The 21164-nt window shown below is 38.1% G+C and carries 21 protein-coding genes, 1 tRNA gene and 1 pseudogene; 13 read left to right on the top strand and 10 right to left on the bottom strand.

What is annotated here, in order from left to right; translation table 11 throughout:
* Positions 1–138: 138 nt before the first annotated feature.
* The 6 genes from gpmI to rpoN form a co-directional block, all read right to left on the bottom strand.
* A complete protein-coding gene (gpmI, locus tag AC5KOD_RS00895) occupies positions 139–1668 on the bottom strand; it encodes a 2,3-bisphosphoglycerate-independent phosphoglycerate mutase (protein ID WP_496912665.1) in 1530 nt (509 codons plus the stop codon).
* Between the two features lies 1 nt (position 1669).
* On the bottom strand, positions 1670–2425 hold the full coding sequence (gene tpiA / locus AC5KOD_RS00890) for a triose-phosphate isomerase (protein ID WP_496912664.1): 756 nt from the start codon (positions 2423–2425) through the stop codon (positions 1670–1672).
* Positions 2426–2517: 92 nt separating this feature from the next.
* The gene (locus tag AC5KOD_RS00885; protein ID WP_496912663.1) at positions 2518–3714 is read right to left on the bottom strand and encodes a phosphoglycerate kinase; all 1197 of its coding nucleotides are present in this window, start codon (positions 3712–3714) and stop codon (positions 2518–2520) included.
* Between the two features lie 162 nt (positions 3715–3876).
* Positions 3877–4881 carry a type I glyceraldehyde-3-phosphate dehydrogenase gene (gene gap / locus AC5KOD_RS00880; RefSeq protein ID WP_496912662.1) on the bottom strand — a complete coding sequence of 335 codons (1005 nt, stop codon included), beginning with the start codon at positions 4879–4881 and terminating at the stop codon, positions 3877–3879.
* Between the two features lie 77 nt (positions 4882–4958).
* Positions 4959–5999 carry a sugar-binding transcriptional regulator gene (locus tag AC5KOD_RS00875; RefSeq protein ID WP_496912661.1) on the bottom strand — a complete coding sequence of 347 codons (1041 nt, stop codon included), beginning with the start codon at positions 5997–5999 and terminating at the stop codon, positions 4959–4961.
* A 395-nt stretch (positions 6000–6394) separates the two neighbouring features.
* The gene (gene rpoN, locus AC5KOD_RS00870) at positions 6395–7723 is read right to left on the bottom strand and encodes an RNA polymerase factor sigma-54 (RefSeq protein ID WP_496912660.1); all 1329 of its coding nucleotides are present in this window, start codon (positions 7721–7723) and stop codon (positions 6395–6397) included.
* 90 nt (positions 7724–7813) lie between these two features.
* On the opposite strand from rpoN, the gene AC5KOD_RS00865 reads away from it, so the two are divergent.
* The 3 genes from AC5KOD_RS00865 to AC5KOD_RS00855 all read left to right on the top strand — a co-directional run bounded on the left by AC5KOD_RS00865 (position 7814) and on the right by AC5KOD_RS00855 (position 8755).
* A tRNA-Arg gene (locus tag AC5KOD_RS00865) sits at positions 7814–7885 on the top strand.
* Positions 7886–8152: 267 nt separating this feature from the next.
* Positions 8153–8353, top strand: a complete 201-nt coding sequence (locus AC5KOD_RS00860; protein WP_496912659.1) for a DUF4177 domain-containing protein — start codon at positions 8153–8155, stop codon at positions 8351–8353.
* A 72-nt stretch (positions 8354–8425) separates the two neighbouring features.
* A complete protein-coding gene (locus tag AC5KOD_RS00855) occupies positions 8426–8755 on the top strand; it encodes a hypothetical protein (protein WP_496912658.1) in 330 nt (109 codons plus the stop codon).
* A gap of 46 nt (positions 8756–8801) precedes the next feature.
* Here the strand turns inward: AC5KOD_RS00855 and AC5KOD_RS00850 are convergent, their stop codons facing one another.
* Positions 8802–9338, bottom strand: a complete 537-nt coding sequence (locus tag AC5KOD_RS00850; protein ID WP_496912657.1) for a GNAT family N-acetyltransferase — start codon at positions 9336–9338, stop codon at positions 8802–8804.
* Positions 9339–9756: 418 nt separating this feature from the next.
* Here AC5KOD_RS00850 and AC5KOD_RS00845 point away from each other — a divergent pair.
* The 7 genes and pseudogenes from AC5KOD_RS00845 to AC5KOD_RS00815 all read left to right on the top strand — a co-directional run.
* Positions 9757–9963, top strand: a pseudogene (locus AC5KOD_RS00845) (transposase); the annotation flags it as partial.
* A 246-nt stretch (positions 9964–10209) separates the two neighbouring features.
* Positions 10210–10863, top strand: a complete 654-nt coding sequence (locus AC5KOD_RS00840) for a CPBP family intramembrane glutamic endopeptidase (RefSeq protein ID WP_496912656.1) — start codon at positions 10210–10212, stop codon at positions 10861–10863.
* Positions 10864–11082: 219 nt separating this feature from the next.
* Positions 11083–12150: an LCP family protein gene (locus AC5KOD_RS00835; RefSeq protein ID WP_496912655.1), complete on the top strand. Its 1068-nt coding sequence runs from the start codon at positions 11083–11085 to the stop codon at positions 12148–12150.
* Between the two features lie 309 nt (positions 12151–12459).
* Positions 12460–13464 carry an aspartate--ammonia ligase gene (gene asnA, locus AC5KOD_RS00830; protein WP_496912752.1) on the top strand — a complete coding sequence of 335 codons (1005 nt, stop codon included), beginning with the start codon at positions 12460–12462 and terminating at the stop codon, positions 13462–13464.
* Between the two features lie 241 nt (positions 13465–13705).
* Complete coding sequence (locus tag AC5KOD_RS00825; RefSeq protein WP_496912654.1) at positions 13706–15190, top strand: UbiD family decarboxylase; 1485 nt, start codon at positions 13706–13708, stop codon at positions 15188–15190.
* Between the two features lie 16 nt (positions 15191–15206).
* Positions 15207–15935, top strand: coding sequence for a DUF554 domain-containing protein (locus AC5KOD_RS00820; protein ID WP_496912653.1), 729 nt, complete (start codon positions 15207–15209; stop codon positions 15933–15935).
* Entirely contained in the window at positions 15935–16495 is a 561-nt protein-coding gene (locus tag AC5KOD_RS00815; protein ID WP_496912652.1) for a UbiX family flavin prenyltransferase, read from the top strand. Before AC5KOD_RS00820 ends, AC5KOD_RS00815 begins: the two co-directional genes overlap by 1 nt.
* Positions 16496–16517: 22 nt before the next feature.
* Here the strand turns inward: AC5KOD_RS00815 and AC5KOD_RS00810 are convergent, their stop codons facing one another.
* Positions 16518–17381, bottom strand: a complete 864-nt coding sequence (locus AC5KOD_RS00810; RefSeq protein WP_496912651.1) for a LysR family transcriptional regulator — start codon at positions 17379–17381, stop codon at positions 16518–16520.
* A gap of 145 nt (positions 17382–17526) precedes the next feature.
* Between AC5KOD_RS00810 and lpdD the strand changes: the two genes are divergently transcribed.
* The 3 genes from lpdD to AC5KOD_RS00795 all read left to right on the top strand — a co-directional run bounded on the left by lpdD (position 17527) and on the right by AC5KOD_RS00795 (position 19199).
* Positions 17527–17898: a prenylated flavin chaperone LpdD gene (gene lpdD / locus AC5KOD_RS00805; protein ID WP_496912650.1), complete on the top strand. Its 372-nt coding sequence runs from the start codon at positions 17527–17529 to the stop codon at positions 17896–17898.
* Positions 17899–18063: 165 nt separating this feature from the next.
* Positions 18064–18684 carry a TetR/AcrR family transcriptional regulator gene (locus AC5KOD_RS00800; protein ID WP_496912649.1) on the top strand — a complete coding sequence of 207 codons (621 nt, stop codon included), beginning with the start codon at positions 18064–18066 and terminating at the stop codon, positions 18682–18684.
* A gap of 17 nt (positions 18685–18701) precedes the next feature.
* A complete protein-coding gene (locus AC5KOD_RS00795) occupies positions 18702–19199 on the top strand; it encodes a flavodoxin domain-containing protein (protein WP_496912648.1) in 498 nt (165 codons plus the stop codon).
* 75 nt (positions 19200–19274) lie between these two features.
* Here AC5KOD_RS00795 and AC5KOD_RS00790 read toward each other — a convergent pair whose 3' ends face one another.
* Positions 19275–19946: a DUF5680 domain-containing protein gene (locus AC5KOD_RS00790; RefSeq protein WP_496912647.1), complete on the bottom strand. Its 672-nt coding sequence runs from the start codon at positions 19944–19946 to the stop codon at positions 19275–19277.
* Between the two features lie 113 nt (positions 19947–20059).
* Positions 20060–21145 carry a histidinol-phosphate transaminase gene (gene hisC, locus AC5KOD_RS00785; RefSeq protein WP_496912646.1) on the bottom strand — a complete coding sequence of 362 codons (1086 nt, stop codon included), beginning with the start codon at positions 21143–21145 and terminating at the stop codon, positions 20060–20062.
* Between the last annotated feature and the right edge of the window lie 19 nt (positions 21146–21164).

The raw sequence follows: 21164 nt of genomic DNA, 5'->3' as shown, positions 1-21164 counted from the left end.
TACTCCTAAGTTGCTAAAGCAACAAGGGGAACGGCTCTCCATTTCATATTTGTTTAGAGCTTAGGCATTTCTACCGTAGTTTCATCATAATACGTTTTGCTTTAAGTTGCAATTTATACTGCTACTTTTTTTAATTTTTTACTTAACGATTAATGATTCACCTGTCATTTCGGCTGGTTTAGCAATGTTCAGTAAATCTAGCATTGTTGGAGCAACATCTGCTAAACGACCGTCTGTTCTTAATGTCACACCCTTTTTAGTCACAATCACTGGTACAGGCACTGTTGTATGCGCTGTATGAGGGTTACCTTCTGGTGTTGACATTGTCTCAGAATTGCCATGGTCAGCGAAGATTATCGCATAGCCACCTTTAGCAAGAATCGCATCAACCACTCGACCTAAGTTTTCGTCCACTGCTTCAATCGCCTTGATGGTCGGCTCTAACATACCAGAATGACCTACCATGTCAGGGTTAGCAAAGTTCAAAATAATCGCATCGTTTTCATCCGATTCAATTGAAGCTACAAGTGCATCAGTCACTTCATAAGCACTCATCTCAGGTTTCAAATCGTAGGTTTCAACTTTTGGTGAATTGATTAAGATACGACTTTCCCCTTCGAATTCTTCGTTACGACCACCATTCATAAAGAAGGTAACGTGAGGATATTTTTCAGTTTCAGCAATTCGTAATTGTTTTAAGCCGTGATTTGACAAAACTTCACCGATCACATTTTTCATTTCAATTGGTGGGTAGGCAACTTCAGCCACAATACTTGGATTGTAAAGTGTCATCGTCACAAACTTCACATTCGCTGGATGATTTTTACGCTCAAAATGTTCCCACTCAAGATCTGTAAAGGCATTTGATAATTGGATGGCTCTGTCTGGACGGAAATTAAAGAAGATTACTGCATCATTTTCTTTAACAGTCGCAACTGGTTTGCCATCTTTTTCAATAACGATTGGCAAAACAAATTCGTCATTAATACCTTCTGCATAAGATGCTTCAATCGCTGCAACCGGGTCAGTTGCTTTTACCCCTTGGCCTAAAACCAAAGCATTATAAGCTTTTTCTACTCGTTCCCAACGCTTATCACGATCCATTGCATAAAAACGTCCAGAGACAGTTGCCACTTGACCATAATTTAGTTCTGCCATTTTAGCAATTAACTCTTTCATGAAACCAGCGCCAGATGTTGGTGCAACATCACGGCCATCTAAGAAAGCATGAACGTAAGTTTCTTTAACCCCTTTAGCCTTAGCCGTTTCCAGCAATGCGTAAAGGTGATTTTGATGACTATGAACACCGCCATCAGATAACAAGCCAAATAAATGTAAAGCAGAATTATTCTCAATAGCATATGCCATTGCACGATTCAAAACCTCATTTGTTTGGAATTCACCATCAGTGATTGCCTTATCAATTCTTGTTAAACTTTGATAGACAATTCGTCCGCCACCAATGTTAGTATGCCCCACTTCAGAATTTCCCATTTGCCCATCAGGAAGACCAACATCTAAACCAGCTGCCTTCATTGTACTATGAGGAAATTCATTGTAATAACGATCAAAGTTTGGCTTATTCGCTTGTGCGACAGCATTGCCAACTGTTTCTTCTCGTTGACCAAAACCATCTAAAATAATAATCGCGACAGGTGCTTTACTCATACTATTTAACAGCCTCCAATAAAGCTAAGAATGATTTTGGCTCAAGACTTGCGCCACCCACTAATGCTCCATCGATGTTTTCTTGTGCCATGTACTCTTTGATGTTTTCTGGTTTTACGCTACCACCGTATTGAATACGTACTTTGTTGGCAACTTCTGCACCAAATTTATCTGCAATTGTTTTGCGGACAACGAAACATGTTTCGTCAGCATCTGTAGCAGATGATGATTTACCTGTCCCAATAGCCCAAATAGGTTCATAAGCAACAACTAAATTAGCTACTTGCTCATTAGTTAAACCGTCAAGTGCATTTTCAACTTGACCTTTAATCCATGCTTCTGTTTCACCTGCTTCACGTTGCTCTAAAGTTTCGCCGCAACAAACAATTGGTGTCATTCCATTAGCAATAATTGCTTTCGCTTTTTTGTTAACATCTTCATCTGTTTCATGGAAATACTCACGACGCTCAGAATGACCAATGATCACATACTGAACTCCTAAATCTGCAATTGCTGCTGGTGAGTTTTCACCTGTAAAAGCTCCAGCATTTTCAAAATAGCAATTTTGTGCAGAAACTTGTAAGTCTGTTCCTTTAGTCGCTTCTACTAACCCTTGTAAAAATAAAGCTGGTGAGCCAACAATTGAATCAACAGCTGAATTAGCTGGGATGTTATTTTTAACCGCATCAACGAAGATTAAGGCTTCGTCAGCTGTTTTGTTCATTTTCCAGTTACCTGCAATAATTGGTTTACGCATGATTAATAACTCCTTCTATTTGTTTAGATGTATCAAAGGAAAGCAGTTTAATCGCCGTTCCTTTGATGCATTTAAGTCTTCAATTTGTATGTTTATTTTTCTGTTAAAGCTGTTAAACCTGGTAGTTCCTTGCCTTCTAATAATTCTAGAGAAGCGCCGCCACCAGTTGAAATCCATGAGAACTTGTCCGCACGACCTAGGTTAATCGCTGCCGCCGCTGAATCACCACCACCGATGATTGAAGTCGCACCTTCTTGAGCTGCAATAGCATCCATCACGGCGATTGTTCCTTTAGCAAAATCCTCGTTTTCAAAAACTCCCATTGGGCCGTTCCAAACTACCGTTTTTGCACCATCAATGACTGTTTTAAACAATTCAATTGTTTTCGGACCAATATCTAGCCCCAAGAACCCTTCATCAACAGCCTCACCTTCAGTAGCTTTTAATTCAGTGTAACCGGCAAACGCATTTGCTTCGATTGAATCAACTGGTAAAACTAATTTATCGCCAGCTTTTTCAATGAGCGTTTTAGCTAATTCGACTTTATCTAATTCAACTAAAGAATCACCTATTTCAATTCCCTTGGCAGCATAGAACGTATAAGTCATTCCACCACCAACAATTACTTTATCAGCTTTTTCTAATAGATTTTCAATAACACCAATCTTATCAGACACTTTTGACCCGCCTAAAATTGCTACGAATGGACGTACAGGCGCTTCAACAGCTTCTTTAATAAATTTAATTTCATTTTCCATTAAGAATCCGGCTGCTGCTTTAGAAACATTTGACGAGATCCCAACATTAGAAGCATGAGCACGGTGAGCTGTACCGAACGCATCATTAACAAAAATATCATCGCCAAGAGACGCCCAATATTTGCCTAGATCAGCATCATTTTTAGATTCTTTTTTACCATCAATATCTTCAAAGCGTGTGTTTTCAACTAATAATACTTCACCAGCTTTTAACTCATTGATAGCAGTTTCTAAGATTTCTCCGCGAGTTTCAGGAACAAAAATAACTTCTTTTCCTAATAATTCACTTAAACGAGTCGCTACTGGACGTAGTGATTTGCCTTCTTTATCCGCTTCTTCTTTAACACGCCCTAAATGTGAAAATAGAATTGCTTTTCCACCATTATCAAGAATATATTCAATCGTTGGTAAGGCAGCAGAAATCCGATTATCATCAGTAATAACGCCATCTTTCAATGGAACGTTAAAGTCAACGCGAACTAGTACCTTTTTATCTTTTAACTCTAAATCTTTGACAGTTAATTTAGCCATTAAGCTAACCTCCTAGTAGTGATGAATCCGAGTATAGATGAGAGGCCTTCTTTTCAGTATATCCACTAAGTTACCCTCTATCTATTTTACCTCATAAAAATAAGCGGAGAAGCGCGATGCTTCCCCGCTTATCTGTTCAGTCAACTAAAACAATCGTTCTAATTAACCTAATTTAGCAAAGTATTCTAACGTACGAACTAATTGTGCAGTGTATGACATTTCGTTATCATACCAAGCAACAGTTTTAACTAATTGAGCATCGCCAACTGACATTACTTTAGTTTGAGTTTCGTCAAATAAAGAACCGTAAGTCATACCTACGATATCAGAAGACACAATTGCGTCAGCTGTATAGCCGTAAGATTCATTAGCTGCTGCTTTCATTGCTGCATTTACTTCATCAACTGTAACTTTCTTATCTAGGATAGTTACTAGTTCAGTTAAAGAACCAGTTGCAACAGGAACACGTTGAGCAGCTCCGTCTAATTTACCGTTTAATTCTGGGATTACTAAGCCGATTGCTTTAGCCGCACCAGTTGTGTTAGGTACGATGTTTGCAGCAGCAGCACGAGCACGACGGAAGTCTCCACCAGGGTGAGGTCCATCAAGAGTCATTTGGTCACCTGTGTAAGCATGGATAGTTGTCATTAATCCTTCAACAACACCAAAGTTGTCTTGTAAAGCTTTAGCCATAGGAGCTAAACAGTTAGTAGTACATGAAGCACCAGAGATAACCGTTTCTTTACCTGTTAAGATATCATGGTTAGTGTTATAAACGATTGTTGGAACGTCATTTCCACCAGGAGCAGAAATTACAACACGTTTAGCGCCACCCTTAAGATGTTTTTCAGCGCCTTCTTTAGAAGTAAAGAAGCCAGTACATTCTAAGACGATTTCAACACCTAAGTCGCCCCATGGTAATTCTTCAGGGTTACGGTTAGCTAAAACTTTAACTTCTTTACCATTAACATTGAAATAACCATCATGAACTTCCACGTCACCATTGAAACGGCCTTGTGTAGTATCATATTTTAATAAGTGAGCCAACATTTTTGAATCTGTTAAATCGTTGATTGCTACTACTTCAATACCTTCTACTTCTTGAATACGGCGGAATGCTAAACGTCCAATACGTCCAAATCCATTAATACCTACTTTAACTGTCATGCGAGATTTCCTCCTTTAGAAAATCGAAAAATTATTTATTTTAAAGGGCGAACCCTTTTAAAATCATTATTAGTGCCTTAACCAAAATTAATTGACTTCAACATATCATTTGCAGCACCTTCATCGGTAATTAACCATGTTTGCTTAGGCGCATGTTTCATATACGAGTGAATGGCTTTAGCTTTTGATTTGCCACCAGCTACAGCTAATATATAAGGAACTTTTTCTAGATCCTTCAATTGTAAGCCAATGCGAGGTATTTTATAAACAACTTTACCATCTTCATCGAAAAAGTAACCAAATGATTCAGCTACTGCTCCGCTGTTTTTTAGCATAACAAGTTCTTGCTCGCTCATTCCTCTTCTAGCAGCCATGTGTAAGGCTCGTCCAATACTATGAATCACACAAGTTGATTCATCGATTAACCCTAAAACTTGTTGCACAAATGGCTCTTGAAGTAAACTCTGATATGTTTCATGACTGACTCTCTCTGGAACATACAACGGGCGCGACGTGCCACCTGTTTTAGAGGCCATCATAGCGCTGACAGAGTTTGCTTGAATATCAACAGTTTCGCCGATACCCCCTCGTGCTGGTACAAACACATTGTTGCGAATATTATGATCCAACATCAGCATGTTTTCAGCAACAGCTGCCATAGTAGTACCGCCCATTACTGCAATTACATTTTCTTTGTCAGGTAAAAGTGTACTTAAAGATTCAGAAATGATCTGGCCGAAACTTGCCAATACCTTGCTCTCATCATCGCTGTCACCAGCCACAATGATACATTTTTCAACGCCAAAGTATTCTGCTAATTTCCGTTCCTTTTGTTTCATACCTGAATATTTTCCCATCAATGACTCCAAACCAACCATCAGTTTTTCGCCTTCTAATGTAAGAGTCATGCCACTCTTAGATGTTTCAATCAAATGTAAGCTTTTAAGTAAATCTGTCTCAGTCCGCAAAACCCGTTCAGTCATGTCCATTTTCATCGCTAACGTTCTTCTACCAACTGGTGACATCCAATTAATATTGCGCAGAATGGTGAAGCGTTCTTGAACGATATCCATGACATCTGGCGCTATTTTTTCAATTAATTCTAATTGGTTTTCCATCTGTTGGACTCCTTCGTTGGACTAAAAATGACCAAGTGCGTCGTTTGGCGACCCATCGATTCCAAAAAAATAATAAATTCGAAGATAAGTAAGTAATTCTTACTTTATTCGTCTCTATCAACTTACATGAATAGTGTAACACCAAAAAAAATGTTTAGCAAGCGAAAAACAGTTTAAATGATTATCCTTCACCTATTCTTCACACTCCTTGTGAAAATTATTGAATAGCTAACCAGCCATTTATCGAACAATAAACCTCCGAAAACGATTAAAGTTTGTGACACTTCAATCATGCCTTATCAGTAACATCTGTTACAATTGGAAAGGGGTTCAAATAACTGCCTAAAAAGACGAACCTCTTGGTAAAAGATTGTTCGTCTTTAATAATTTTCTAATTAATCATACCTTTTTCTCTTGCTCGAGGCAGGAATTCCAAGAATATCACGATACTTAGCAACAGTTCGTCGAGAAATATCAACATCTTCTGCTGTCAACAACTTAACAATTTTTTGATCAGAGAGGGGTTTTGCTTTATTTTCTGACTCAACCAATTGCTTAATGCGTGTTTGTACATCTGCTGCCGAAATATCTTCCCCTTCTCTATTTTGAGTTAACCCCGTGGTAAAGAATGACCGAAGTTCAAAAATGCCAAAGCTTGTTTGTAAATACTTGCCATTAACCGCTCGACTGACCGTTGATTCGTGAATTTCTAATTCTTCTGCAATTTCTTTTAACGTCATGGGTTTGAGGGGACGCTCCGCTTCTAAGAAAAAAGCCGCTTGACGAGTGGCAATTTCTGTTCCTACGCGCAAAATAGTATCGCCACGTTGAGTAACGCTCCGCTTGATCCAATCAAACTCGGCTTTTTTTTCCTTGATATATTTCTTAACTTCACGGTCTCCCGTCTCAGCCATTTTATCAAAATAATGTTGCTGAAACTCTATAACTGGCGCACCACTTTTAGTAGAAAGAACCTCAATGGTCTCTTTCTTAACGTTTACCAACAAATCAGGGTTAATGTACTGCTCTGTCGTATCACCGTAAGCGGCACCTGGAAAAGGAGTTAGCAACTGAACGTAATCATGAATTTCTTGAATGGTTATTAAATCGACCTCATAGCGAGTGGCAACTTCTTTCCATTTGCGATTAGCAAAATTTTCAAATTCTTCTTCGATCACCACATAAGCCAAATCTGGCGCTTCATCATCACGTTCAATTTGTAATAGCAGGCATTCCTGTAAATCACGCGCTCCAACTCCTGCTGGATCTAATTGCTGTAATAGTGTTAGGGCATCAAGTATTTGGATATAATCCGCTCCTGTTTGACGGATTCCTTCTTCTAGAGTAATGGTTAAGTAACCATTGACGTCAATATATTCTATAAGAAAAATGATTAACTGTCTCAAATAGGTATCTCGATAATTAAGATGCACTTGTTCAAGTAATGATTCAAACAAAGACACGCCTTTATCTGGAATTTGATTCATATAATTAGAATCAGGTCCATCATAACTTTGTTTCGAAGATTGATGGACAGGTAGATCAACGTAATCACTTTCTATTTTTACATCTATTAATGGATTTTCCAACGCTTTACTTTCTAAAAAAGTACGCAAATCTTCAGAATTATATTGAAGCATTTGAATCGATTGCTGCAGTTGCTGTGTCATGGCCATTTTCTGGACTTGCTTCTGCTGTTGGTTCAAATTTTGGCTAAATTGCATGCTTTTCCACTTCTTTCTTTCTCTATCAGAGAAAATAATAAAAATACACTTGCTATTTGCTTCATAATTAGTTAAACTAGTTTATGTGTTGCGACCTTGGTGTAGTGGATATCACGTAAGATTCCGGTTCTTGAGACAGGGGTTCGATTCCCTTAGGTCGCGTTAAACTACTAATTTAATAGCAGAGGTTCTATCGGGTTCTTCGCTAAGTTATTCTTTCATAATTAGTTTACCCTTTTTTTATGAAAAAATCTATGCTATATCAAAAACAAAGAGCTAACATTTCAATTGTGAGATGCTAGCTTTTTTCAATTAGAAAGTTATTTTTCTTACCACTTAAGCTAAATTATAGACCATTTAAGATTTTTTCATTCACTAGCTAATCATTTCATGTATTATTACCTTATAAAATATTAGGAAGTAATACTTATGTTTGAATACAAAACTGAAATTTTAGAAACAGCTATCAAATGGGCAAAGGACAGTGCCAGCGAAAAAGATTTGATTCAATTAGATGCTCTCATTAATTCGCGAGCTAAAGAAGGGTGGGAACTGGTAACTCATGGTTATATGCCTAATGTTACATCCACACGCAGTGCATTTCTTATTACATTTAGAAAATCGGACTAGTAACATTTACTCGCAGCATATGCACTGTGAGTTTTTTATTATCGTGAAGATTAACAAGACAGTTTATTCATCATGAGGATTGGAATCGGCCTCGGCGTTAATAAACAAAATGCGCTATCAGCTTTTTTCAAAGTCGGCAATAATAAAAAACTAATTGAAGCTGTCTCAAAAGAAATTGCTGAAAATCAATTGAACTGGCAATTTACCTTCGATCAAAGTGAAGCAAATTCTGAAGAAATTCTTGATAATGGGACTGACCTTGTCGTTGTTTTGCCCACCTTAGTAAAAAGCTTTTATAAGGAAAATACTCCCACCGAAAAAATTATTCAACTCACTAGTCTCCAATACCACGAAACTGATGGCTCCCGTATTATTTCTTACATGAAAAGCACTATTAACTAACAAAAAACACTTAAAATCAGATTAAGTGCACTGATCTTGAACGTTTTCATAGTAATGAAAAAGGAATTAAGGGCGACTTATTTACAATAATTTCTCTCAATGTTTTCTGCATCCAAACAATATCATACCAATTATCAAATTTATAAGCAAACTGCTTAAATGATCCAATAAACTCATACCCCAAATGTCTATGAAAGTTTTGACTTGCCTCATTATCTCCTGTTATACAAGCAACTAAATTACTCACATTTTGCTTGGTTAATTCAAGCTCTAACTTTTCATATAGCTGTCTTCCTAAACCTTTCCCGACTTTTCCCTGCGCTAAATAAATCGTCACCTCAGCTGACCAGGCATAGCCTGGTCGAGAATTATAAGCATGAGCATAGGTATAACCAACAATTTTTCCATCTAAATCCTCAGCTACAAAGAACGGATAATCAATAAGAGTCGGTTTTATCCGCTCTTTAAACTCATCAAGCGTAGGAACTTCATACTCGAAAGAGATAGTTGTTCCTGTCACATAAGGTGCATAAATAGCTAATAGCGCCTCAGCATCTTCCTCCCGAGCTAATCTGATAGTCATACTTGAATGAAGTCCCCTTTCTTTTTAATTATTAATTTAGAAAATCATATCAAACTCAAATCATTTTTTCAATAACAATCCTCTATCTAAATAACAAAACGTTATTATAACGTCGGTTAAATAGTATTTTTTTCTATTTGTCATTACTTTTCAAGTAAAATTTCTTGTTATTTTTTTAATTAATTATATACTTATTTTATTATTAATTAAATAGACCATTTCCCAGCTTTTATTCATGGCAAGTTTTATAATCAAGTTAGCCACTTGAGACAATAAAAAAACATCATAGCGAAATATCATGTATTATTGAGGTTCCGACACCAAACAATAAAGGATGAATTCGCTATGACGCATACACATAATAACACACAACGACGCCAAGGAAAACGAGGGTGGGACATAAGTAGATAATTAATCTGAACGTGGGACAAATGAAAAACACAACGGAATGATTCGACGGTTCATTCCGAAAGGAACAGCGATGAGCCCCGTTTCTAACAGTAGTATCAAACGGGTTCAACAATGGATGAATGATTTGCCACGTAAGATTTTAGGATACCAAACGCCTCATGATTGTTTTGTTCAAGAGTTGAATCAGTTAGAGCTAGTGGGGGACACGATTTGACAACGAGCCTCCTTCAGCATGGTGTGGTATGGGCGTTTTCTTGGTTTTAACTCGACCAAAAGCCTGCCCTACAACGCTTAGCGGTTACCATGCCTCAGCTCATTGTCAAATCGCACCATGAGTAACAGTAGGACAATTAAATAACGTTGGTCACAAAACTAGTGACTAAGTTGTACTTAACATTTCGCAGCTTTTATTCATTAGTTAGAAAGTCATAGCAAATAAAAATTTTGCAGGAGGTTATTTATGAAAAAACAGTCAAATACTCAAAAACAAGGACTCTTATTAATCGGAAGTGGTATTTTAGTTGGTATCCTCTTCCAGTTTCTAGAAATAATTGCAACTAATTCTAGTTCTACCTCGCTTACCTCGCTACTAACAATTATCGGTAGCGGCTTTAATGCTATTATAATGGGGTTATTAATTTATCTTATTATCAAAGACGAATTTTTTGATTGGTTTAAACACTTTAGTATAAAATGGCTAATAATCGGAATACCACTCTTACTTGTGGTTGGAATATCATCAGGAACTATTTGGACCGCCGTAGCAGGGAAAATGGCTGCAAATAGTGTCGATTCGATACTATCTTGGTCTTATGTGATAACAAATGTCCCCTTCATGCTTTTAGGCGAAGAATTACTTTCAATCGGGATTTTATATGGAGCATGGAAAAAACTGAATTGGCAATTTTGGCAAGCTAGTCTTCTATGTGCATTTCTTTTCGCCGTTTGGCATCTCTCTTCCTATGATTTCAATTTATTGCAATGCCTTGTTACTATCACCCCCAGTAGACTTGTTTTAAATTATTTATTTAAAAAAACTAATTCTATCTGGGTCACTCTAATTGTTCACATTGCCTTTGATGTTTTTTCTTTCCTACCTATTTTATTAAGCTAATAATCAAAAAATAAATTAAGAGCCTATATTGGACCTTAATTTATTTTTTTGTCTAGAATGTTATCGATGACAACATGAAGGTAAGCACTCGCTTTATTCAACTCCTCTCTCTTTATCTCAACCTTTGAATTTTTATTAATTTTACGGATATTATTGTCATAATTCCCTATTACATGCTAAACTACCAGTAGACTTTTAGTTATGGAGGAAGACTATTTCATGAAAAAACAACCGAGAAAAAAAAGAGTATCTCGCCCTACAAGGGTTGAACTCCACCAAAAGAAAAAGCGAAACTATACCCCTTTACTCCTATTATTGGCTGTTCTTTTTTTAGGAACAATTGCCTATGGAGCTAAAATATATGTAGACGCAAAATCGGCCGTTGACGATTCCTTTAAAGAACTAAAACAAACAAAAAATACCATCACAAAAGATGGTAAAGAAATAGCTGTTAAACCAATTGATGGGGTAATTTCACTGTTAGTTATGGGGCTTGATGATGATTCTATTCGTCAATTAGGAAGTGCTCGCACAGATGCTTTACTTTACTTAACCATAGACACAAAAAATCATGCTATTAATATGATAAGCATTCCTCGAGATACTTATACGGACATATTTTCTGATGAGTACAATGGTAAAGATAAAATCAATGCAGCTTTTACCTACGGCCAAGAAGAAGCTTCTATTGATGCAGTTGAAAACTTGTTAAATGTCCCAATCAATCATTATATCTCATTCAATTTCCAATCTTTCTTGGGAATCGTTGATGCGCTTGGAGGAATTGATGTCGATGTTCCTATCACCTTTACTGACACCAATACAAAAGGAAATGGTGAAGTAACCTTAAACGAGGGTCGACAACATCTAAACGGCGAACAAGCCCTTTCTTTAGCCAGAACTCGTCATATTGACAATGACATTAAACGTGGTGAACGTCAACAACTGGTAATTAAGGCAATTGTCGATCAAGCAACAAGCTTGGGGTCTGTTAACAAATACTCAGAAATCATTCAAACCGTCGGAAAGAATATGCAAACAAATCTAACTTTTGATGAAATGATTTCACTTGCTCAATCAGGCATCAAAAAGAAGTACACATTCAATTCTTATCTGTTCGATTGGCAATCCTTTGATTTAGATGGGGCAAGTATGGTCGAATTATTCCCAGATAGTGTCGATTTTATCAGTCATCGATTCAGGGTAGGTTTAGGCTTAGATGAAGCTGACGAGCGCGATACAGCCGATTATCAGTTTGAAACGAATGGCTTAGGGTTTTACCAATAACATATAGAAGCTGACACCCATTTTATAATACACGAAATGGATGTCAGTTTTTTTCTTTCATAACATCTTGATGCTCGTTGATCAAAGATAACCTGCTAATAACTCATAAATGTGAGCCTGTACTATTTTTAGAAGACGATAATAAGCATAACGACCATAACCTCACAGCAAACCACCGTCAACTTGGATTTTTTATAACATCCCCTTTTTAATAACTTATTTCCTATGATTTATTGTAAAAAGAATCTGCACTGCTGACTTTTTTGTGGTAAAATAATGAGAATACAATTAGAATGAGGTGCATGACCTATCAGTAAAACTATCGTCCCAAACAATTATCAATCAGTCTTAAGTGTCTATGATACACAGACTGCCATCGGTTTCATCAAGCGATGCTTTGAAGAAGCCATGACTGGAAGCTTAAAACTTAAACGAGTATCAGCCCCACTTTTTGTTAACCAGCAGTCTGGTTTAAACGACAATCTAAGCGGTGTTGAACGTCCTGTTCAATTTGACGTTCCATCATTAAATGACAATGGCGAAGTGGTTCATTCCTTAGCCAAATGGAAACGTGTCGCTTTAAAACAATATGATTTTCATCCTGGAAATGGCCTCTATGCAGACATGAATGCCATTCGTCGTGATGAGGTTTTAGATAATCTTCACTCCATCTATGTTGACCAATGGGATTGGGAACGTGTGATTACGAAAGAGCAGCGGACAATTGGCTATCTAAAAGAAGTGGTTCAAAGCTTGGTCAATGCCATGGCTGAAACTGCTAGCCGCTTGCGGACTAAATACCCAAGTATTAGCCTGACAATCGACACTACTGTCTCTTTTATCACTAGTCAAGAATTAGCAGATTTATACCCTAGTCTTGACTCAAAGGGACGAGAACATGCCTATGTCAAGGAACATCCTACTACTTTTATTTTACAGATTGGGGATCTTTTACACAGTGGCGAACCTCATGATAATCGAGCGCCTGACTATGATGATTGGTCACTCAATGGTGATTTATTATTCTGGCATGAGCCTCTAAACTGCGCTATGGAGCTTTCTAGTATGGGAATCCGAGTTGATGACAAAGCTTTACTTGAACAGCTTGAAAAAGCTAACGCTGGAGATCGCATGTCCTTTGATTTTCATCAGCAAGTGGCGAATAATGAACTTCCCCTAACCATTGGCGGCGGAATTGGTCAAAGTAGAATGTGTATGTTACTTCTAGGTAAGGCCCATATTGGTGAAGTCCAAGTCTCTCTATGGGATCAGGAAACGCTTGATGCTTGCCAAGACAAAATTTTCCTACTATAACAATTAAACATTTTGAGGGTGAGGCAACGGTCTTTTACAGTTGCCTCACCCCTATTTTGTTACCCACCATTTAAAACATTGACCAAAATCGACTGCCCTTTACTTTAACTATTCTATTCCAAATAGGAATGTATCAACTCACAATTTGAATTGTTCTCACAACTAAAATGACTTAGAATTCAACTTGTAGAAACATGTTTCTTATTTCACAAAAAACTACAGAAATGAAAGGAGTTTTTTCATGTCAAACAATGTTATTGATTTACGTTCTGCTTTAGCACTCTTAGAGTCACTACCTGGACAATTAGTCGAAACAGATGTACCCGTTGATCCAATGGGTGAACTTTCTGGAGTTTACCGCCATGTCGGTGCTGGCGGGACAGTCATGCGTCCTACTCAAGAAGGTCCTGCGATGATTTTTAACCACGTCAAGGGTCACGAAGATGCTCGTGTTTTAATCGGTCTTTTAGCAAGTCGCGAACGAGTAGGTCATTTATTGGGATGTGACCCTAAAAAGCTCGGTTTCTTGTTAAAAGACTCCGTTGCCAATCCGCTCCCACCCGTTACAATTCCAAACGAACAGGCTGTTTGTCAAGAAGTAATTCACTATGCAACTGACAAGGACTTTGATGTTCGCAAACTCGTACCAGCTCCCACTAATACGCTAGAAGATGCTGGCCCTTATATTACATTGGGAATGTGTTACGCTTCAAATCCTGAAACCAAAGAATCCGATGTGACCATTCATCGAATGTGTCTACAATCGAAAGACGAGATTTCAATTTTTTTAATGCCTGGCGCTCGTCATATTGGTTATTTTAGAGAATTAGCTGAGGCAAAAGGAGAAGCATTACCAATTTCAATCAGCATCGGTGTCGATCCTGCAATAGAAATCGCCGCATGCTTTGAACCGCCGACAACTCCTTTGGGCTACGATGAACTTCAAGCTGCTGGCGCTATACGCAGTCGACCTGTTGAACTTGTTAACTGTCTAACTATCAATGAAAAAGCGATTGCCAACGCTGAATACGTCATAGAAGGCGAAATTTTGCCACATGTTCGAGTTCGCGAAGATCAAAATTCTGACACAGGTAAAGCAATGCCTGAATTTCCTGGCTATTGCGGACCCGCTAACCCCGAATTACCTATTATCAAAGTAAAATCTGTTACTACCCGCAAAAATCCGATCATGCAAACCTGCATTGGGCCAAGTGAAGAACACGTTTCAATGGCGGGAATACCAACAGAAGCGTCGATTCTAGGTATGGTTGATAAAGCTATGCCCGGTAAATTATTAAATGTCTACTGTGCCTCAAGCGGTGGCGGAAAATATATCGCGGTTATGCAATTCAAAAAGATGGTCCCTTCCGATGAAGGACGGCAACGACAAGCCGCTTTACTCGCGTTCAGTACTTTTTCGGAATTAAAACATGTTTACCTCGTTGATGAAGATGTCGATTGCTTTGATATGAAAGATGTTATGTGGGCCATGACTACCCGCTTCCAGGCCGATAGTGATATCGTGACCATTCCTGGCGTTCAGTGTCATCCACTTGACCCCTCCAATCACCCAGAGTACAGCCCAACTATTCGTGCAAGTGGAATTGCTTGTAAGGCCATTTTTGATTGTACCGTTCCCTTCGATCAAAAAGATCGTTTTGAACGCGCACAATTTATGGACGTAGACCCTAATCATTGGTTACCTGAGATGTTTGGAGAAAAATAGGAAGTAGGGAAAATGTATGCCAACTGGAGTTATTATTAACGCATGTTCAATCTTATTTGGAGGTATATTTGGTGCCGTTCTCGGTCATAAACTCAGTCCGAAATTTAAAGCGGAAATTTCACTCGTTTTTGGTATTTGTTCAATGGCTATGGGAATCAGTTCAATTGGATTAATGAAAAATATGCCTGCTGTTGTCTTCGCGATTATTCTTGGCACGATCATTGGATTAGCATGTCACTTGGGTAATCTAATCAATAGTGGTGCTTCTTTGATGCAAAAACCAATCGCAAAATTAGTTAAAAACAAACAAAGTAATTTACCTGAAGATGAATTTCTTGCTTCATTAGTGACCATTATTGTCCTATTTTGCGCCAGTGGAACAGGGATTTACGGTTCACTTGATGCAGGTATGACCGGTGACAGTACAGTACTTATTTCCAAATCAATTCTTGATTTCTTTACCGCGGCTATTTTTGCTTGTAATTTAGGCTATGTGGTATCCATAATAGCCATCCCACAATTTATTATTTTTTTCTTGTTATTTTTAGCAGCAAAAGTTATTTACCCTTTAACAACCCCTGAAATGATTGCAGATTTTAAGGCCTGTGGCGGGTTTATTATGTTAGCAACTGGCTTCCGAATGACTAAGATCAAGGAATTCCCCATCGCTGATATGATTCCTGCAATGATTATCGTCATGCCACTAAGTTATTTCTGGGTCAATGTCGTAATGGGGTTATTATAATGAAAAAAATTGTGATTGGAATTAGTGGCGCAAGCGGGACACCTCTTGCCATTCGCCTTCTTCAAACCCTAAAAAAAATGCCAGATGTGGAAACCCATCTGGTCATCTCTAAAGGATCAGAAATGACTCTTTTCCAAGAAACAGACCTATCCTTTGACGACCTGACAGAACTAGCTGATGTTATCTACGATAATCATAATATCGGCGCTGCGATTGCCAGCGGGACTTTTGAGGTTGAAGGGATGATTGTTGTCCCTTGCAGCATGAAAACAGTCTCAGGAATCGCTCATGGTTACTCAGACAATCTCTTACTACGAGCATGTGATGTCATGATTAAAGAGCAACGAAAATTAATCTTAGCTGTTAGAGAAACTCCTTTAAGCCCCATCCATCTCGAAAATATGCTAAAACTTTCAAAACTTTCTAACGTCATGATTACGCCACCAGTCTTAACCTACTATAATCACCCTAAGTCAATTGAAGACATGGAAATACATATTGTTGGAAAACTGTTATCACGCTTCAATCTAAAAATAGAGCACTTCAAACCTTGGAGTTAATCGTATTTAACAAGTAAGAATTCTAGCTTAATAAAAAATCAACGAATTGTCTCACTTGTTGCTTTTTAGCACATGACTGAGAATAATATAGGTAGATATGCGCTGAGATAGACTCTTCAAACGGCAAGACATGTAGCTGTTCCAATTGGAAAATAGACAGTGATTGTTCCATTACTAACGCAACCCCCTCATTTGCTCGTGCTGCTCCGATCAGCGTTTCTAACCGCCGATGACGATAAGACGGATGGAGATCAGCAGCTTCAAAGGCCTGTAACGCTTTTTTTGAAATAGCTGTATAGCGAGGTGGCAATAAGAGCTTCTCATCCTTTAAGTCTGTTAAGGCCAACGATGAGTATTGAGCCAATGGATGAGAATCTGCTACCAATGCCACCACTTGATCTTGAAACAATAGTTGGCTATAAAACCCTTTTGCTAACGCATCATAATCACGTAAAATATAAATATCAAATGGAGCGTCCGTCTGTAAAAAAAGATCTCGTTCCTCAACTTCTTGAATGTCCAACTTCATCGATGGGTAAGTTTCACCGTATGCTGACAACCGCTCTGATAGATTGTAATAAGAAAAAATTGGGGCCATTGCAATGTTCAATTGGCAAGCCTCATTTGACTTTATCAGCTCCAAATTAGCGATCAATTGCTCATAATCTGTTAAAAGGAACTTTACATCATGTTTTAACGTCTGTCCCGCAGTTGTCAAACTAACCTGTCGATGCGATCGATCAAACAAGCTAACATCTAACTCTTTTTCAAGCTTAGCAATTTGTTTAGATAATGCTGACTGCGTAATATTCCACTTCACCGCAGCTTCCGAAAATGTGCCTAATTGCGTAATTGAGTAGAAATATTGAAGTTGTTCAATTGTCATTTGGTCACCTACTTGTGCTTCCTAATTAATGAGCCAAGTATAGCATATTCATTGCTTGTTTGTAATAGCTTAATTCCCACAAGTAACATGACTAAACCAGCTCTTTTTCAAGCCTTTAAACTCTTATACTAGGGAGATGTTTTTATTGCGTTCTATCACTATTAATCGACAAATGGTTATCATGGGGAAAGATTTAGTTATTTGCCTCGATAATTTGGAAGGCGCTCATATCGGCTCGTGTGTTATGGCAGAAATATATGAGCGAGACAACAGCCATCATGTCACCCTCAATACAATCAATCGTTTGACTCATAAGGATGATCTCATTGCAAGTCAGTATGCAAAAGCCGCAGCACTAGCCCTGAATCAAACTGTTTGTTGTATCTGCGGCATTCATTTAGATGCAATCACTCCCGATGAACTCACTCAGATTCAGCACTGGGTCACTCATGATATTAAAAAAATGATGAATGAGTTAACTGTATTACCCTCAAATTTATTACATAATGATTCATAATTAAGAAAATAAATTAACATTCGTGACACCACTTGAGAGCTTTTAGCCCCCTCCTAAGTGGTGTCTTTACATTTTGACCGCAACTATTCCTTGACAGATAAAAAATAACCTGTATAGTTAACAGTGTAAATAAAAAATACACTGTTAACTAAGAGGTGAATTAAGATGGAACGACTGACCCGCAAAGAAAAAGAAAAACGTCACTTACACAAAAAAATATTTGATGCTGCCACTAGTATCGTGGTCACTGAAGGATACGAAAAATTATCCATTCGAAAAATAGCTGCTACTATCGACTATTCCCCAACCACCATCTACAACTATTTTAAAAATAAAGACGATATCTTAGCAAACATCGCTTACGATGTGTATCGTGATGTTGTGATAAATGTCGAACAAGCCTTGGCTACAACAGATAACCTAACCCCAAAAGAAAAGTTTGAATTAGGCTGTCGAACTTATATCTCAACCATGTTGGCTAATCCCGAAAAATTTCGAGCAGTAATGCTAACGAGTGGTATTTCTTTAAATGATTACCTCAAAGAAAAAAATCCTGAGGAACTACTCAAAGGACAACAACTATTACAAACGATTCTACTAGAAGGAGAACGTTTAAATTTCTTTTTTGCTGTTAAAAATGAATCCGCAGAGCTAATTCTTATCTCTCTTATGGGATTCATCTTCAATATTGTTAGCAACCAACTCTCAGACCAACACCAAATTGAACAAATGTCCTGCGCATATATTGATTTTCTGCTTAACGGCATAGGCTATCGGCCTAATTAACAGAAAGAAGGGAAAAAATGAAAACACTGATTATTTACTCAACTAAATACGGCACAACCAAGCGGTATGCTGAGATGATAAAACAACATGCTAATCACGCTGTCACCTGCAAAAATGTAAACGAAGTCACGGCTGAGATTCTTGCTCAATTCGACACGATTGTTTTAGGTAGCGCTATCTACATTGGGAAGATTCGTAAAGATATGCAAAAGTTTTGTGAAAAATTCGAAATAATTTTGTGCCAAAAGCAACTGTCCCTATTCATTGATGGTCTACACTCTCAAGCTGAACTAGAAAAAGAGTTAACTGAGGCCTTTACAGAAAACTTACAAAACAACGCAAAAAATAAAGCCGCCTTTGGAGGACATGTCACCTTTTCAAAGTTAAGCTTTATTGATAAAAAGATTATGAAGATGGTCAGTAAACAAGCTCCTAATCTACCCTCATTTGAAGACAATTCCGATTACTCTTTTCTAAATGAAACAGTATTGATTGACTTTGCTCACTCATTATAAATCTCAACAAAGGAGTCAATCTACACCAATTTGCGATAGATCGACTCCTTTACCTGTAGTTATTTTAGCAACCCTCTAATCAAGTACCCCGCCATGAAAATGCAACTCAAATACTCTTTTCTGCTCATAGTAAACAGCTTCTGTTCCTTTAAACCAGTCAAAATCGCCTTCGATCTCACAATGATAATGATAACTCCCCTGACTATAATAAACTGGTCCGCGAATCGGTAATTCTTCTGAAACTAACAATAGCGACTCTTTAAGAAAACGAGAAGAAAAAGTATCAGCTAAAACCTTGCCAGAATAAGCTAGCCCCCAAACAGGTTGTTCCCCTTTATAAATCAACTCTTCCCCAATAAACGTCTGGCTGCCTACATAACTATCATGATAATAAGTGTCATTCTTTCTAAACCGATAATCCTTTGATGTTTGGCGCAACGTTAATTGATCTTGTTGACCATCAGCCGCGTAAGTAGACATCTTGGCTTCATAGACAAACCCAACCAATCCTGTCTTATCAACTATTTTTTTGTTAACTTCAACTTGACACTCATCATCTTCCCTGACTAGATAATCGATTGTGACATTGAAAATTTCACTCATTTTAAGTAAATTATATATATCGGGAATAACCAGTCCACTCTCCCATTTAGTAACTGCTTGTCTCGTCACTGCCAATTGTTCCGCTAATCCTTCTTGTGACACGCCCCGCTGTTTCCTTAGTAATTTCAGTTTATCATTCAGCATAAAAATCGCCTCCCTTAATTACCTTAAGTCTAAATCATCTCAGAGCGTCTCACAAGCAGTCATCTGTTGCAAAAATGACACTCTTAAGTTGCATAACAAGTGACTTTATTATGTTACTCGCTCTTTAATAAATCAGCTAAAACGTCTCGCAATTGTTGATTGTCTTCTGGATGGCCAATCGTAAGTCGCAACCACTCTGGCTTTAGTCCCGATCTAACTATAAAACCAGCGGCCATCAGCTTCTTTGCTAGGGCTACACTATCCCTTTTTGTATTAAAGAAAATAAAATTTGCTTGGGATACGTAATATTTCAACGATTGTTCTGTCAAAAAAATTGTCCATTTTCCAAGCTCTTCTTGATTAACAGCCACTGTTCGTTTGATAAACGCTTGATCATCTATCGCAGCTATGGCAGCAACCTGAGCCAAACTACTCGTATTGAATGGCGGTCTGACGATTTCAAACGCATGTCTCAAGCTCTCAGGGATTACCGCATAACCAATTCTAAGTCCAGCTAACCCATAAGCTTTCGAGAACGTTCGCATAACTAATAAATTCGCTACCGAAGACATTAATGGCAAACTAGTTGGCCGATCTTCGACAGTCACATATTCCTGATATGCCTCATCGCTAATTACTAGCACATCTGTTGGCACCGCCTCGATGAAATGCCGAATCTCTGTCTGCGGGATATATGTCCCAGTCGGGTTATTGGGATTACATAACCAAATAATTTTAGTACGAGGGGTAATCGCCGCTAACATCGCGCTCAAGTTCATCTGACCACTGTCCTCATCAACAGGGACCTTAATTACCTCCGCCCCCTCAATCACTGCGTGAAGTTCATACTGAGAAAAAGTCGGATCAGCCACAATAATTTCATCCCCAAAGCTCAACAGAGAGCGAGAAATAATTTGGATGACATCATCCAAGCCAGCGCCAATCAATAACTGATCATCACTTATCTGGTGAAACTCAGCTAACTTAGCCTTCAGCGCTTTGGCACCACCATCAGGATAGTATTCTAACTCTGCTAACGATTCTCTCAACTTGGCTTGAACTTTTTCAGACGACCCAAAAGGATTTTCATTGGAAGCTAATTTAACGACTCTTTTCAAGCCAAATTCCTGCTGAACCTCTGTCATCGGCTTTCCAGGTACATAAGGACTTAGACTAGCTAATGTCACTTTCTCTTTCATAGAACTCCCTCTTTCTATA

Source organism: Vagococcus sp. WN80Y, assembly GCF_059621045.1.
The sequence above is the reverse complement of the archived record's forward strand: the minus strand, read 5'-3'. Positions and strand labels throughout refer to the sequence as shown.

Bases quoted from the DNA above. Each gene is read 5' to 3' on its own strand.
- gpmI (WP_496912665.1), bottom strand. From the start codon at position 1,668: ATGAGTAAAGCACCTGTCGCGATTATTATTTTAGATGGTTTTGGTCAA.
- tpiA (WP_496912664.1), bottom strand. From the start codon at position 2,425: ATGCGTAAACCAATTATTGCAGGTAACTGGAAAATGAACAAAACAGCT.
- AC5KOD_RS00885 (WP_496912663.1), bottom strand. From the start codon at position 3,714: ATGGCTAAATTAACTGTCAAAGATTTAGAGTTAAAAGATAAAAAGGTA.
- gap (WP_496912662.1), bottom strand. From the start codon at position 4,881: ATGACAGTTAAAGTAGGTATTAATGGATTTGGACGTATTGGACGTTTA.
- AC5KOD_RS00875 (WP_496912661.1), bottom strand. From the start codon at position 5,999: ATGGAAAACCAATTAGAATTAATTGAAAAAATAGCGCCAGATGTCATG.
- rpoN (WP_496912660.1), bottom strand. From the start codon at position 7,723: ATGCAATTTAGCCAAAATTTGAACCAACAGCAGAAGCAAGTCCAGAAA.
- AC5KOD_RS00860 (WP_496912659.1), top strand. From the start codon at position 8,153: ATGTTTGAATACAAAACTGAAATTTTAGAAACAGCTATCAAATGGGCA.
- AC5KOD_RS00855 (WP_496912658.1), top strand. From the start codon at position 8,426: ATGAGGATTGGAATCGGCCTCGGCGTTAATAAACAAAATGCGCTATCA.
- AC5KOD_RS00850 (WP_496912657.1), bottom strand. From the start codon at position 9,338: ATGACTATCAGATTAGCTCGGGAGGAAGATGCTGAGGCGCTATTAGCT.
- AC5KOD_RS00840 (WP_496912656.1), top strand. From the start codon at position 10,210: ATGAAAAAACAGTCAAATACTCAAAAACAAGGACTCTTATTAATCGGA.
- AC5KOD_RS00835 (WP_496912655.1), top strand. From the start codon at position 11,083: ATGAAAAAACAACCGAGAAAAAAAAGAGTATCTCGCCCTACAAGGGTT.
- AC5KOD_RS00825 (WP_496912654.1), top strand. From the start codon at position 13,706: ATGTCAAACAATGTTATTGATTTACGTTCTGCTTTAGCACTCTTAGAG.
- AC5KOD_RS00820 (WP_496912653.1), top strand. From the start codon at position 15,207: ATGCCAACTGGAGTTATTATTAACGCATGTTCAATCTTATTTGGAGGT.
- AC5KOD_RS00815 (WP_496912652.1), top strand. From the start codon at position 15,935: ATGAAAAAAATTGTGATTGGAATTAGTGGCGCAAGCGGGACACCTCTT.
- AC5KOD_RS00810 (WP_496912651.1), bottom strand. From the start codon at position 17,381: ATGACAATTGAACAACTTCAATATTTCTACTCAATTACGCAATTAGGC.
- AC5KOD_RS00800 (WP_496912649.1), top strand. From the start codon at position 18,064: ATGGAACGACTGACCCGCAAAGAAAAAGAAAAACGTCACTTACACAAA.
- AC5KOD_RS00795 (WP_496912648.1), top strand. From the start codon at position 18,702: ATGAAAACACTGATTATTTACTCAACTAAATACGGCACAACCAAGCGG.
- AC5KOD_RS00790 (WP_496912647.1), bottom strand. From the start codon at position 19,946: ATGCTGAATGATAAACTGAAATTACTAAGGAAACAGCGGGGCGTGTCA.
- hisC (WP_496912646.1), bottom strand. From the start codon at position 21,145: ATGAAAGAGAAAGTGACATTAGCTAGTCTAAGTCCTTATGTACCTGGA.